This is a genomic window from Streptococcus sp. 2018110, assembly GCF_019754115.1.
Classification (GTDB): Bacteria; Bacillota; Bacilli; order Lactobacillales; family Streptococcaceae; genus Streptococcus; species Streptococcus hashimotonensis.
In genome coordinates, this window is sequence record NZ_JAIJZO010000002.1 from 217,491 (window position 1) to 231,533 (window position 14,043).

Annotated in this window: 11 protein-coding genes and 1 pseudogene; 1 reads left to right on the forward strand and 11 read right to left on the reverse strand. The window is 42.1% G+C overall.

From position 1 onward, the window contains the following. Positions 1-96: 96 nt before the first annotated feature. The 3 genes and pseudogenes from K5Q34_RS11720 to K5Q34_RS03070 form a co-directional block, all read right to left on the reverse strand. Positions 97-382, reverse strand: a pseudogene (locus K5Q34_RS11720) (S4 domain-containing protein); the annotation flags it as partial. A gap of 25 nt (positions 383-407) precedes the next feature. Next, positions 408-1,076, reverse strand: a complete 669-nt coding sequence (locus K5Q34_RS03065; RefSeq protein ID WP_029171317.1) for a hypothetical protein — start codon at positions 1,074-1,076, stop codon at positions 408-410. 1 nt (position 1,077) lies between these two features. Beyond that, positions 1,078-2,622 carry a peptide chain release factor 3 gene (locus K5Q34_RS03070; protein WP_029171316.1) on the reverse strand — a complete coding sequence of 515 codons (1,545 nt, stop codon included), beginning with the start codon at positions 2,620-2,622 and terminating at the stop codon, positions 1,078-1,080. 236 nt (positions 2,623-2,858) lie between these two features. On the opposite strand from K5Q34_RS03070, the gene K5Q34_RS03075 reads away from it, so the two are divergent. Then, positions 2,859-5,198, forward strand: coding sequence for a cation-translocating P-type ATPase (locus K5Q34_RS03075; RefSeq protein WP_221864500.1), 2,340 nt, complete (start codon positions 2,859-2,861; stop codon positions 5,196-5,198). Between the two features lie 17 nt (positions 5,199-5,215). On the opposite strand, the gene K5Q34_RS03080 is transcribed toward K5Q34_RS03075, so the two are convergent. From K5Q34_RS03080 to pbp2b, 8 genes are all read right to left on the reverse strand, one after another. Beyond that, positions 5,216-5,914 (reverse strand): TIGR02206 family membrane protein, encoded by a 699-nt coding sequence (locus tag K5Q34_RS03080; protein ID WP_221864501.1) that lies wholly within the window; start codon positions 5,912-5,914, stop codon positions 5,216-5,218. 90 nt (positions 5,915-6,004) lie between these two features. Next, positions 6,005-7,366 (reverse strand): UDP-N-acetylmuramoyl-tripeptide--D-alanyl-D-alanine ligase, encoded by a 1,362-nt coding sequence (gene murF / locus K5Q34_RS03085; protein ID WP_221864502.1) that lies wholly within the window; start codon positions 7,364-7,366, stop codon positions 6,005-6,007. 310 nt (positions 7,367-7,676) lie between these two features. Further along, on the reverse strand, positions 7,677-8,345 hold the full coding sequence (locus K5Q34_RS03090; protein ID WP_024407021.1) for an ABC transporter ATP-binding protein: 669 nt from the start codon (positions 8,343-8,345) through the stop codon (positions 7,677-7,679). Between the two features lie 9 nt (positions 8,346-8,354). Continuing rightward, the gene (locus tag K5Q34_RS03095; protein WP_221864503.1) at positions 8,355-9,431 is read right to left on the reverse strand and encodes an ABC transporter permease; all 1,077 of its coding nucleotides are present in this window, start codon (positions 9,429-9,431) and stop codon (positions 8,355-8,357) included. Continuing rightward, positions 9,432-9,812: an OsmC family protein gene (locus K5Q34_RS03100; RefSeq protein WP_014637684.1), complete on the reverse strand. Its 381-nt coding sequence runs from the start codon at positions 9,810-9,812 to the stop codon at positions 9,432-9,434. A 103-nt stretch (positions 9,813-9,915) separates the two neighbouring features. Next, a complete protein-coding gene (locus K5Q34_RS03105) occupies positions 9,916-10,962 on the reverse strand; it encodes a D-alanine--D-alanine ligase (protein WP_024413930.1) in 1,047 nt (348 codons plus the stop codon). Between the two features lie 104 nt (positions 10,963-11,066). Next, positions 11,067-11,663 carry a recombination mediator RecR gene (recR, locus tag K5Q34_RS03110; RefSeq protein ID WP_053864269.1) on the reverse strand — a complete coding sequence of 199 codons (597 nt, stop codon included), beginning with the start codon at positions 11,661-11,663 and terminating at the stop codon, positions 11,067-11,069. Positions 11,664-11,671: 8 nt separating this feature from the next. Beyond that, a complete protein-coding gene (gene pbp2b / locus K5Q34_RS03115) occupies positions 11,672-13,747 on the reverse strand; it encodes a penicillin-binding protein PBP2B (protein ID WP_221864504.1) in 2,076 nt (691 codons plus the stop codon). Positions 13,748-14,043 lie beyond the last annotated feature (296 nt).

Below are 14,043 nucleotides of genomic sequence, written 5' to 3' on the forward strand. Positions count from 1 at the left end.
CGGGCTGAAACAGTCTATTCATAGACTGTTTCACTCCACTGGACCTCGACACAGTAGGCGTCATCAAATCACTCTTCGCATTGCTCGAGTTCTTTGGACGCCCTTGCGCCGAGCTGTCTCGTCCAGCAAGTCCAGCACGGTTTTGTGATGGTTATCCTCCGTCGCGGAGATGACACCGGCAGGCTTATTAAGCAGGTAATAGACAAAGTCTCATGTTGCAAAATCTTATCAGAAAGCCTGATAACATCATCCTTTTCATCTACCTACCGTTTGGGGAGGTTTCCAACTCCCCATTGACCGTCACCAGCTTTTTCTTCAAAAGAAGTTTAACCCCATTGCGGCTCCCCACACCACAGCCCATTAAAAATTTATCTAAACGCATGGGGAACCTTTCTATAAATTTCGTTTCACTTAGCTGTTTTTCCTAGAGCCTCATTTTTAGCCTTATCCCACTCTTCTTTTAAATACTTACCTAATGTTGACGTACAGTTCTTTAATACAATGTCATAATATTCCTCCCTAGGAATATCTTGTAGAATAGGTAGTTCAGACTGAAAATCAAATACATCCCCGTCTTCGTCAATATGTCTATGAAATTCGTCTAAATAAACCACTAATTTTTCAAATGTCTCTCTCACACGTTGATTTCTAGTATCACTGCTATCTGGAAAATAAGTGATTAAGTGATGATAGCTAGCCCAAAAATACGATTGGGATTTCTTACACTGAGCTCCCACAGCTTCGTCTTGCTTATTAGAAGCTCTTGCTACAATAGCAAACTCATAATCAGCACTACGTTCGATAAACTGTGTAAACACTTCACGAACTTCCTTCATCCACTCAATACGGGCCTTTGCCAAAACTTGAGCTTTCAAAGATTCCTTATGATTTCTTCTCTGGAAAATAATATTTACTGCAGTCCCTGACGCTGCTAATACCGAAGCCACCAAGGTCAGCCATGTTTTCCAGTCTGTGTCGCTAGCAGAAGCGGCTGATGTTGTCTGAGCTAGAACAACTATTGGCATACTTAACATGGAAGAGAATACAACGAATAATAAACCTTTAATCTTTTTCATATTACATCTTCTCTTCCAACTCCACATCAGGATACTTGTCCGCAAACCAGCGGAGTGCGAAGTCGTTTTCAAAGAGGAAGACGGGTTGGTCAAAGCGGTCTTTGGCTAGGATGTTGCGGCTTGATGACATGCGTTCATCCAGGTCTTCTGGCTTGATCCAACGGACAGTCTTTTTACCCATTGGGGTCATGACTACCTCGGCATTGTACTCGCCTTCCATGCGGTGTTTGAAAACTTCAAACTGGAGCTGACCAACGGCACCTAGCATATACTCGCCTGTCTGGTAGTTCTTGTAGAGCTGGATAGCTCCTTCTTGCACCAGTTGCTCGATTCCCTTGTGGAAGGATTTTTGTTTCATGACGTTTTTAGCAGAAACTTTCATAAAAATTTCAGGGGTAAAGGTCGGTAGCGGTTCGAATTCAAACTTGTTCTTGCCTACGGTCAAGGTATCTCCTACCTGATAGGTCCCTGTATCGTAAACCCCGATAATGTCACCCGCCACTGCATTTTCCACATTCTCACGGGCCTCAGCCATGAACTGGGTCACGTTGGACAACTTGGCCCCCTTGCCTGTACGTGGCAGGTTGACCGCCATACCGCGTTCAAATTCGCCCGAAACCACTCGAACAAAGGCAATGCGGTCGCGGTGACGAGGGTCCATGTTGGCTTGGATTTTGAAAACAAAACCTGAAAAGTCTTTGTTAAGCGGGTCAATGACGTCCCCTGTCGTTGTCTTGTGACCATGTGGCTCTGGAGCAAATTCCAAGAAGGTGTCAAGGAAGGTCTGCACACCAAAGTTTGTCAGGGCTGAGCCGAAGAAAACAGGTGTCAAATCGCCGTCCAAAATCGCCTGCTCTGAAAATTCATTCCCAGCTTCCGCCAAAAGTTCAATATCATCTAGAACTTGTGCATAGAATGGGTTAGAACCAAAGAGCTTGTCACCCTCGTCCAAGCTTGCAAAACGCTCATCACCTCGATAGAGTTCCAAGCGTTTGTTATGGAGGTCATAGAGACCCTCGAAAGATTTCCCCATACCGATTGGCCAGTTCATCGGGTAGCTGGCAATGCCCAAGACTTCTTCCAACTCCTGTAACAAATCAAGCGGCTCACGGCCATCACGGTCCAACTTGTTGATAAAAGTAAAAACAGGAATATTGCGGTGCTTCACAACCTCAAAGAGTTTTTTGGTCTGGGCCTCAATACCCTTGGCAGAGTCCACCACCATGACAGCAGCATCCACCGCCATCAAGGTACGATAAGTATCTTCTGAGAAGTCCTCGTGCCCTGGTGTATCTAGGATATTGACACGCTTGCCTGCATAGTCAAACTGCATAACAGAGGAAGTAACAGAGATACCACGTTGTTTCTCAATATCCATCCAGTCAGACTTGGCAAAGTTACCAGTCTTTTTCCCCTTGACCGTACCTGCTTCACGAATCTCCCCACCAAAGTAGAGCAACTGCTCAGTAATGGTGGTCTTACCTGCGTCCGGGTGAGAGATGATCGCAAAGGTGCGGCGTTTCTTGATTTCTTCTTGTAGTGACATAATGTTTCCTTTTCATTTTTTGTATTTTGATTCATAGCAGAGCTGAGCTCTTATCTTATTCGATTTACATTGGATTCATCCTTATTCTTTACTAGACAACTCTCTTATTATATCGGAAATAAGGGAATTTTTCAAACTATTGAAGAATAGGTCTACAGACCTATACTGTTGTATTATAAATATGTTACAATAAGTATGAGATGTATTCTATATACTAGAAAAAGAAAGATAAAATAATGAACAAAAAAATAAAAGGTTTATCAACCAAGGAAGTACAAGAACGTATTCAAAACCAGCAAACCAATCATTTTAAGACAAAGACCAGCGCCAGTAATTGGGAAATCTTCAGACGAAATGTGTTTACATCCTTTAACGCACTCAATTTTGCCATTTTCTTAGCCTTACTAGCTGTTCAGGCATGGTCCAACCTTTTCTTCTTCGGAGTTATTGTCCTCAACGCTGTTTCAGGAATGCTGACAGAATGGCGGGCACGACGAATGATTGACAAACTCAACCTGATGAACAAGGATTTTATCCGAGTTGTTCGTGACGGCGAGACAATCTCTATTGCACCAGAAGATATTGTCTTAGATGATGTTCTCTTGCTGTCTGCTGGCGAACAAGTTCCTAGTGATGCTATTGTTTTAGAAGGTATAGCCGAGGCAAACGAGGCCATGTTAACTGGTGAAAGCGACTTGATTGTGAAAAATACTGGGGTTGAATTATTGTCTGGTAGCTATCTAGTTAGCGGACAGATTTATGCAAAAGTCATCCATGTTGGCGCAGAAAACTATGCCAATAAGCTCATGCTTGAGGCGAAAACTCACAAACCTATCGTCTCTCGTATTCTTTACAATATGGATAAAATTGCTAAATTTACAGGAAAAATTATCATTCCATTCGGGCTCGCTCTTTTTCTAGAAGCCTTTTTCATCAAACTCCTTCCCTTAAAAGACTCAGTTATTACCAGCTCTACTGCCCTACTAGGTATGTTACCAAAGGGAATTGCTCTGCTAACCATCACTTCTCTCTTAACTGCCGTTATCAAACTGGGAATGAAAAATGTCCTCGTACAAGAAATGTATTCCGTCGAAACACTTGCCCGAGTTGATGTTCTTTGTTTGGATAAGACCGGAACGATTACTCAGGGGAAAATGACCGTCGAAAACCTGCTCCCCTTAACCGACCATTATTCACTTGACACTATCCAACAGATACTCGCTACCTATATCCAGACAAGTGAGGATACTAATTCAACAGCTCAGGCCATTCGAAAAGAATATGGTGATTTAGAGCACCACTATAAAGCTAGTCACATCATTCCATTTTCTAGTGATAGAAAGTGGGGAGCAATGACAATAGAAAACATTGGTCGCATTTTTCTAGGGGCACCAGAAATGTTGCTAACACAAAATCCTCCTTCTGTTTCTGAGGCACAGGCTCGTGGTTCCCGTGTCCTGATTCTTGCGCTTAGTCAACAGTCCCTTCCTTCTTCTCAAAATCAGCTACCTGAGAATATTGAACCTCTAGCTCTATTAGAAATTGCCGACCCAATTCGAGAAGATGCCGCAGAAACACTAGCCTATCTTCGCTCGCAAGAGGTGATACTAAAAATAATCTCTGGCGACAATCCTGTGACTGTCTCACACATTGCTAAGGAAGCTGGATTTGCTGACTACGATAGTTATATCGATTGTTCCAAAGTTGACGACGAAGCACTAATTGCCAGAGCTGAAACAACCGCCATTTTCGGTCGCGTATCCCCACATCAGAAAAAATTGCTCATCCAAACCCTCAAAGCACAGGGACATACTACTGCAATGACCGGTGATGGGGTCAATGATATTCTCGCACTACGCGAAGCTGATTGTTCCATTGTTATGGCAGAAGGTGATCCCGCTACTAGACAAATCGCTAATCTAGTCCTCCTAGATTCTGAATTTCGAGATATTCCTGAGATTCTCTTTGAGGGACGACGCGTTGTTAATAACATCTCCCACATTGCGCCCATCTTTCTTATCAAAACAATCTACTCTTTCTTACTTGGCCTTATCTGTATCGCTAGTATCACCCTTGGTAAAGCAGAATATTTGTTAGTTTTCCCATTTATTCAGATACAAATGACCCTCATTGGTCAATTTGTTGAAGGTTTTCCTCCTTTTATCCTAACTTTTGAACGAAATATCCGCCCCGTAGAAAAACATTTTCTCAGAAAATCTCTTCTCTTAGCTCTACCAAATGCTCTCATGGTTGTTCTCAGTGTCCTTATTTTCCATTTAATGCAAGTCTTTGGATACTTAAACTTGCATGACATGCAAACCCTCTCTTATTATGTTCTTGGTTCAACAGGTCTACTGGCTGTCATTCGTGCCTGTTTGCCACTGACAAAAGCTCGACTGGCTCTTATTATTTATTCCGTTTTCGGTTTCTTCATCAGCTCCCATTTCCTACATGATCTGATTGAAATTCACCCCTTAAACAGTCACACATTGCCAATCTATTCTGGATTAATGCTTATTTTTATCCCTGTCTTTTTCTGGATTAGCTACAAACAAGGCGCATTTAAAAAGACTTGAAAAACTAATTTCAAGTCTTATTTTTTCAATATCTGCGAATTCATTTGTTTGCTTTCTTTTTTCAAATAGGCAATCAGCATAGCTTGTATACTCAAAATAGAGAAACAGAGTAGGCAAGTTACCAAGAAGAAATTCAAAGGAAGATTATTAGTATTCACTAAAGGTGCCTGTCTTAAAAATCCATAATTTCCACCAGTTAAAAGAGCTACTCCTAGAATCAGTATATTCATAATAAGCGTATATTTCACTATCTCTTTCCCCTTCAACATCTCCCCTTCTAAATCAGATAACAGGTACAACATACAATTAACGGTCAAGGCATAGTGGCCAATAACAAAAGTAAAGAAGGTAAGGTGTGGAAAAGCAAACGGGTCAAATACCGGATGAATAAAGGCTGAAAGCGATCCAAAAAGACCCAGATAGGCAAAATAACGTTTCAAAGGCCCAGGCTTCGCCCAAAGAATAAAGAGCATGGCCAAGCGACAATGATAAAAAGGAAGACTCTCTGAAAGAGGAAAATCAGCTACGATATACCAAGTATAAAGGGAGACAATCTGTATAAATTGAAGCCACCAAAAAACAATATGAAACCATCTTTTTTGATAACAACGAAAACAAAGATGGAGCATGAAAAACCAAATAATCATGAGAAACAGATGTTCCAATACGTTCAGGTTCGGTGCTTCAGAAATCTGATTACTAAAAAAATCACTCATCTTATTAAATTCCTTTCTTTCCCCAGGAATCAGTATATCAACTTTTCGACATTTTGACAAGACTTGCTAAAAAAGAGAGGTCTCACCTCTCTACTTTTCTATTGCTTCCACCACTTTTCCAAGGTTCATAGAATTAGAGCCTTTAAAGAGGATTTGGTCTTTCCCACCAAGGACTTCCTTGACTTGCTTCACCAGGTCTTCAAATTGGTCCTGCTCTGCATTTTTCCTAAAGAAATAGACTTTTCCAATTGGGAACATCTGACTAGCCAGCTGGGCCAATTCTTCAATGTCCTGACCGTAGAAAATGACGGTGTCTAGCACATCAGGCGACAGGCTAAGAATCATCTGATTGTGGAGATCGACGGATTGGCTACCCAGTTCTTTCATATCTGCCAAAACGGCGATTTTCTTGCCACCTTCATTGGCTGGAATGCTAGAGAAGGTTTCCAAAATCAATCGCATAGCGGTTGGATTGGCATTGTAGACATCGCTGAGAATATCTGCTCCATTTGCCGCCTTCTTCCACTCGGTGCGATTGCGGGTCAAGTTAAGACTGGCAAGGGCCGACTTGATGGCCTCATCAGGAACACCCAAGGTCTTACCCACATAGCTTGCTACCATTGCGTTGGTGGCATTGTACTTGCCCGTTACAGGTAGGAAAATGTCGCCGTCCATAAAGTTGACGGTGAAGGTCAGGCTATCTTTTGACTCGACCAGACTGGTCACCTGCAAATCAGCCTGCTCACCGAAGCGAATAAGTTCTACATGGCTTGGCAAGAGTTTGTCCGCAATCGGATCAGCTGGGATCAAGAGTTTACTACCTGGCTCCATTCCATCCGCAATCTGTAACTTCCCTTTGGCGATCTCTTCACGTGAGCCGAAAAATTCCAGATGGGCTTCTCCAAAAAGGGTAATAACTGATAGACTTGGTTTGGCAATTTCAGATAGGAGATGAATGTCTCCCAAGTGGTCTTGGCCCATTTCCAATACCAGTTTTTCTGTATCGTCAGGCATATGGAGGACGGTGTAAGGCAGACCAATTTCGTTGTTGTAGTTGCCTTGTGTCTTGTAAGTCTTGTAAGTCGTCGCCAGAACATCGTGAATCATGTCCTTGGTGGTCGTTTTACCGTTTGAGCCTGTCACAGCAATGACTTCTACCCCTGTTTTCTCTAGGTAGTAGGCCGCTAATTGTTGAAGCGCAGCCAAGCAGTCATCTACTAGGATGTGGGGAACATCAAGGCTGACTTCCGAAAGGGTTACTGCGCAGCCATTTTCAAAAGCTACAGGAATAAAGTCATGACCGTCACGCGCCCCCTTGAGGGGAACAAAGAGGTCGCCAGTTGTGACGAGTCGACTATCGAACTCGACCTTGTTGAGTGCTGTATCAGGATAAAGACTAATATCATTTTTTGCGCCCAAGACCTGAGCGACTTCGTGTAAGGTTAATTTCATTGTTTTCTCCAATAAACTAGAGGCTGGGCACAAGCCCAGCACCGTTTCTCAAAGTTTGAGTCAACATCTCAGCGCAGTGGTTGATTGGCAGATTTGTTCGTGTTTTACACTCCAAATCTGTCCTCTACGGCTGATGCGAACAGAGTTCGCTCCATTTCCAACCTCCAACTGTCTCCCAGACAGTTGGAGCTGTACGGGGGTGGGAGTAAAATAGTCCAGCGGACTATTTTAGCCCGAACCTACTGTTTGAAAGTGAGGGGAACTCTTCTTTGAATGTTTGAGTTCTTTCCCGCTCCCATTATACCATTTTTTATCGCACTTGAGTGAGGACACCATCTTTCATCTCATATACCTTGTCGCATTTTTCAATCATGCGCTGGTCATGCGTTACCATGATAATGGATTTGTTCCGCTCTTTGGCTTCCTTAGCTAATAACTCAACCACTTCAAAAGCGCGATTACTGTCTAGACTGGCTGTTGGTTCATCAGCTAGAATCAAGGCTGGATCGTTATAAAGTGCACGGGCAATAGCTACACGCTGACGTTCTCCGCCTGATAAATCCTTAGGGAACTTGTTTTTGAGATGGTCCACACCCAATTCAGATAGAAGTTCGTTTCGCTTGCTCGGATCAGCTTTCTTATTGACCTTATCAACCAAGGTTAATTGTTTTTCGACTGTTAAAAAGGGGATCAAATTGGAAGCCTGCAAGACAAAACCTATGTCCTTATAGCGCAATTTGGCACGTTTTTTCTCAGGTAAATCAGAATAATCCGATTGATTGATTAAAACACGACCTGTTGTCGGTGTTTGTAAACCACCTGCCAAGGTCAAAAATGTTGACTTCCCAGAACCAGATGGTCCAATGATGGCAACAAATTCGCCTTCTTCAATGCTAAAATTAGTCGGTTTAAGAGCCGTAATGGTTTGACTGCCATCTTGGAAGGTCTTACTAATATTTTCAAAAATAAGTGTTTTCATAACAACCTCCTAAGATAGATTTCGTAATGGATCTACCTTAAAGATAGAACGTACAGAGAAACTAGCACCCAATAGGGCAAATACAACTAGTGCTAGGCCGATTACAATATAGAAGGTCCAGTTATTCTCAAATGGAACAGCGCTTGGCAAGACAAGGGATGACAAATAAGTTCCAGCCAATCCAAGGACGGTTCCCAAACCAGCAAGTAGGAAGGTTTGAGCCAGTACAGAACCTGAAATATAGCCATTTGAAAGACCTTGAATTTTCATCAAGCCAAAAATCGGTGATTTCTGTGTTGTCAAAACAAAGATAAAAATACCAATAACAATGGCTGAGATGACAATCAAGAATCCTATCATAAAGCCAAAGGTCATATTTTGTGCCTTATATCCTGGCAGATTTTCAATAAAGTCTGCAATGGCAACTTTTTCCAGCTCATCTGGTACAGATGCGACATCTCCACGAACGACAATGGCACTGGCAAGATTACTCGTTGCTGCTTGTTGTTTATCAGCCTGCATCAATTCTACAAATGCCGTAAAGTCCATATAGACAACAGGCGCCACTCCAAAATAAGCATTATCTGTATACCCAACAATCGTCACTTTTTCATCCGAACCCGATAGATAGATTTGATCTCCAAGCCCAAAACCTTCTACTTCTGACAAGGTTTTGTCTACGACGACTTCTCCCGTTTTTTCATACAAACGACCTTCTACAATATTGGGGATGATAAAACTATCAGACTCAACGGCAAAGATGTTTACCTTTTCTTTTTCGTCTGAGGTGGCATTTTCATCCACATAGGCAACTCCAGCTTGTTGGCGAATCAAGGCCTTGTTACCAGCGTCCACCTGGTCAAGCAAGGCTGTATCAATTTTTGAAGCTGTAATCAAACGATTACTTTCTGAATTGAGCAAGACATAATCTGCTTGCCATTTATCAACTGCTGTCCTGTTTTCCTGCATGAGGCCATAAGCCAAACCTGTCAGGAAAAAGACCAAGTAGGAAATCAGTATTAACAAACCTAAAATCAAGCCGTAACGCAACTTATTTTGTCGCATTTCTTCAATTGCTAAAAACATCTACTCCACACTTTCTAAGACATAAAAACTTGTCTCAAACTTCAAGTCTTCCCTCAAAAGAGCTTTGACTTTACATTTCTTTTCCACATAGGCAAGAATCTCTTTCTGCTTTTGCGCTGAAACCGACTCTCCAATTCCAATCAACACCTCAAAATGCTGATTGTCCAAGCGACTTTCCACCTGAACAGGCATGGTTTTATTGCCTTCTTGGCTGGCATAGTAGCCCTGCACACACATGGTCACACAGGCAGCTAAGCCAATGTTCACAAGGCTTACGGGAGTTTCTCCCTGCTCTGTTACACCAAAAGTATGAACTGGTTCTCCATAACCTTGAGAAACTGCCTGAAACAGACCTTCCCCTTTTACTGTCGTTTGATACATAAACACCTCCACATACTTGAAACCATTCTATTCTTTTTTGCAAACCTTTGCAAGAATGTGAACTAGAAAAAGATTGGAAGTTTTCCAATCCTTTTCATTCTCATTAAATCAAATGACTTTCACGTTTTTCAAACATTTCCTTGGCCAAACGAACAAGCTCTTCAATCAAGTCTGGGTAAGCAAGTCCCATATTATCCCAAAGGAGTGGATACATAGACCACTGAGTAAAGCCTGGCATGGTGTTGAGCTCATTCAGGAAGATGTCTCCGTCTTCAGTCAGGAAGAAATCACAGCGAGAAAGGCCACAACCACCGATAGCCCGGAAGGCCTTGGCAGCATTGTCCCGCATGGTATCCATGATAGACTCATCAATCTTAGCTGGAATTTCCATGGTGATTTTGTTGTCGATGTATTTGGCATCGTAGTCATAAAAAGCAACGTCTTTGACTACTTCACCAGGAAGTGTCGTTTTCACGTCAGCATTTCCCAAAAGACCAACCTCAATCTCACGCGCATTAACCCCCTGCTCAACGAGGACACGGCTGTCATACTTGAAGGCCAGATCAAGTGCCTTACGCAAGCCAGCTAAATCCTCAGCTTTTGAGATACCGACGCTTGACCCCATATTAGCTGGTTTTACAAAGACCGGATAAGTCAATTTCCCTTCAATCTCTGCAATCTTATCGTCGATATTTTCACCCTCGATAACTGCCACATAAGGTACTTGGGAGATTCCTGCTGATTCAAGAACACGCTTGGTAGTGATTTTGTCCATAGCAACGCTGGAAGACAAGATATTGGTACCAACATACGGCATACGGAGAACTTCCAAGAAGCCTTGAATTGACCCGTCTTCTCCCATTGGTCCATGAAGAACAGGGAAAACGACTGCCTTTTCTTCATAAATATCGCTCGGACGGATTTTTTGCTCTTCAACAATTGTCGCGTTTGTCATGAGTTTTTCATCGGCAGACGGTGTTTGAGAAAACTCTTGCGTCTTAATAAAGTCCCCAGTTTGTGTAATGAAATAGGTTTTGACAAAAAATTTATCATAATTGATGGCACGCATGACGCTTTCGGCAGACAGAACGGATACCTCACGCTCTGCAGAACGCCCACCATATAGTAAAATCAAGGTTTCTTTTGACATATATTTTCCTTCCTGTATCAACGCTATTACTCTTAGTATAGCATAATTTAACAAATCATATCTATCCTATCTTAAAATTAGGAACGTATCTAACTACAGAGCAGCTATAGCTCTGTGCGATTTTCAATAGCCCTCAACAGGGTCACTTCATCTGCATATTCAATATCACTGCCTACCGCTAAGCCACGAGCTAGTCGGGTCACTTTGATTCCCGCAGGTTTGAGGACACGTGAGATATACATAGATGTAGCCTCTCCATCTGCTGTTGCATTGGTCGCCACAATAACTTCTGTAACCTCATTGCCCATCAGGCGAGTGAGGAGAGTTTTCAAATTAATATCATCTGGTCCGATACCATTCATGGGAGAAATCAAGCCATGCAAGACATGATAAAGACCGTGGTATTCTTGAATATTTTCCAAAGCTGTAACATCTCGACTATCCTCTACAATCAAAATAGTAGATTGGTCTCGCGTTGAGTCCTGGCAAATGGCACAGGGGTCCTGATCTGTCAAATTACCACAAATAGAGCAATAAGATAGGTCTCGCTTGGCTGCCAATAAATTTTTTGCAAACTCATTAACGACATCATCCTCCATGCCAATAGTATAAAAAGCTAAACGGGTAGCCGTTTTTATACCGATACCTGGCAATTTAGAATAGCTATCAATTAACTTGGCAATAGGTGTAGGGTAAAGCATAAGCCTCCTTAATTCATTGGGTGAAGTGATTGATATAGATTGATAATTTCTTGAGTAATTGTCTTAGTAGTTGTTGAACTTTGATTGGTCAAATTTGGTAGGACAACTGCTACCGCAATTTGAGGATTATCACTAGGCGCATAAGCAACAACGTTGGTATTGACCGCAGTAACCACATCCCCAGAAGCTGTCGTTGTATAGGTTTCGGCTGTACCAGTCTTGGCACTGATGGTCACGGCCGCACCACGACCGATAGCACTACCTGTATTAAAGCGCCCACTACCATTGACAACTTGGTAGAAACCTTGACGAAGAAGAGACATATCCTCAGCGGAAATATTAACCTGATTCATCTCCTTACCAGATACGGTTTCAATTAATTCTCCCAAACCACCTTGGGCATTATTCCCATAAATTCCCTCAACGAGGTGTGGAGAAACCCGTGTTCCATTATTCGCAATGGTCGCTGCATACTGTGCCATCTGCATCGGTGTATAGTTATCAAACTGTCCAAAAGCGTTGGTAATAAAGTTGGCTGTCGAATACTCTTCTGGTAAAAATCCTGTAGATTCGAGTGGCAGGTCAATACCTGTTGACGCACCTAAACCATACTCTGCAAAAGTCGAACGAAGCTTAGTCATGGCATTTGTCAATGTATCGCCATCATTCAAATACATGTTAGCTGAATAGGTCTGACCAAGTAGTCCTAAGGCAATCTTAACCATGTAGACGTTAGAAGAATATTCCAGAGCCTCTGTCGCATCAATATTAAAACTACCATAGGCCCCATACCAAGATGTAATTGGTGCTGAACCTGCAAAATAGATTGGTTCGTCTAACTGGACTTGATTGCCACTGATAACTCCATTTTCCCAACCAGAGCTGATTGTCGCTCCTTTGACGATGGAACCTGGTGTGAAAACACTTGTAATAGTACCAAGGGCATCTTCTGTTATGCTACCTGCCCCTTTTTCATGACTGTATCCAGACATGGCAAGCACCGCACCTGTTGAAGGTTCCAATGCAACTGCATAAACCCCTTCCGAGTAAAGTGCACTACCAGTAGCCAGCTCACTTTCAAAGTATTTTTTCAAAATAGCATTGACCCCATCTTGAAAGGCTAAATCAATGGTCAGTTTAATATTATTTCCCTGCTGCCCTTCTTGGATTGTCTCAATACTTTCGACATTGCCATTTCGATCAAGGTTGATTTGTTTTTTCTCACGTTGACCTTGCAAGACTTCTTCATATTGTTTCTCGAGGTAGGCAGTTCCCACACGGTCATTTGATGAGTAGCCCTTGGAGAGATAGTATTCCGCATCTTCCGCAGGCAAACCAGCCTGTTCACTCGTTACTGTACCAATAATAGAGCTGAGGGAAGTTGGTAAAATCGTCCGTTGCCAGTTGTTAGTCGTTGAAATGCCTGGAAGTTGACTTTCATTGGCTACAATATGAGCAACCTGTTCAGCAGTTAGAGTATCTGTTACCAAATTCACAGTAGAGAAGTAAGTAGCTCCATTCATCTGCTTAAACAGTTCAATCGCTTTGCTATCTTGCTCAGAATATTGTAATGCTTCAGCAGGGATACTATCAACCGCATTAGAATAAATTGTCGATTCACTCAGGTAGTTGCCATCAGAATCGTATTTTTTATCTTCTGGCAAGGCCTCGACTACCTGACGATAAACTTCTTCATCCGCCAAATAATAGTCTGCCTTATCACGTTGAGTAATTGTTACGTCCGACACATTGACCCACTGCAAGAGTTTATTAGCTACTTCTTTCATTTCCTGAGCAGACATCTTGTTGGAACGTGTGAAGGAGACAACCTGCTGAATCTCGTTTTCAACCAAAGGTTTTCCCTGTGCATCGTAAATCTGCCCACGGATAGAGCCATTGCTGATGATTTTCTGACTGGCAGTAGACAGCTTATTACTATAAAAATCATGATTGATAATCTGCATGTCTGCCAGACGCAATATCAAAACTAGGAAAAGGAAAATCACGATAGAAAATAAAATATTTAAACGAAGGGAAATAAAATTTCCATCGTGTTCCAAAGGCTTGTTCTTTCTTTTTTTCACTTCAAAGACCTCATTCTAGAAATATCCTTCTTATTATACCACAGGCAAAAAATATTTTTTAGGCAGAGCCTCCTTTTCAGAAAATATTTTCTTATGATTTCTTCACGAGACAAGCTTGCACTATCTCCCATTGACTGTGAACAGATGTTTCCACAAACTGTTGATCATGGGAAATCAAGAGGACACTTCCTTCGGATATATCTATTCTTCAAAAAATGACACAAGAAAAAAGCCATGCAAAACATGACCTTTCCCTATGGAAAAAGTCACATGAATAGTAAGCCCTTATGAGCAGT